This is a genomic window from Burkholderia sp. MR1-5-21, from assembly GCF_053427715.1.
Genome location: NZ_JBSAXD010000127.1, coordinates 1 through 504, shown reverse-complemented (window position 1 = coordinate 504; position 504 = coordinate 1). Strand labels below are relative to the sequence as shown.

Annotated in this window: 1 protein-coding gene; it reads left to right on the top strand. The window is 59.5% G+C overall.

The features are described 5' to 3' along the window. A partial coding sequence (locus tag ACV229_RS40720; RefSeq protein WP_448088677.1) for a hypothetical protein occupies window positions 1-504 on the top strand: 504 nt, incomplete at both ends.

Genomic DNA, 504 nt, shown 5'->3' with positions numbered 1-504 from the left:
AATCGCTGTCCGTTCAGTCGAACGGTCAGCTTACAAATGCGGCGGGGCTCATTCAGTCGAACGGCAACCTGACAGTCGCAGCGCTTGGTGCCGTGAGCAACCTCGCAGGCCAGATCGAAGCCAACGGCGCAACGACGACACTCCAGTTGTCCGGATTGAGTGTCGACAACAGCGATGGCCGCATAGCGAATATCGGAACTGGCGCGACAACGATCGACGGTGGCGCCTCGATCACGAACACGAATGTGTCGGGCAAAGCCGGTGCCGGCACGATCGGTGGAAACGGCGATGTGGCGCTCACCGCGCAAACTCTCACGAATTCGCAAGGCGCTCAAACGGTTGCCGGACACGACCTCAAACTGAACGTTGGTAGCAACGCGAACAATACCGGTGGTGTGCTGTCGGCCGCGAACAATCTGATGCTGAACGGCGCGAACGCCGCGCTTTCGAATCACGGCGGTTCCGTTCGCGCGAATGGTGCTCTTTCGTTGCAAACAGGCTCCT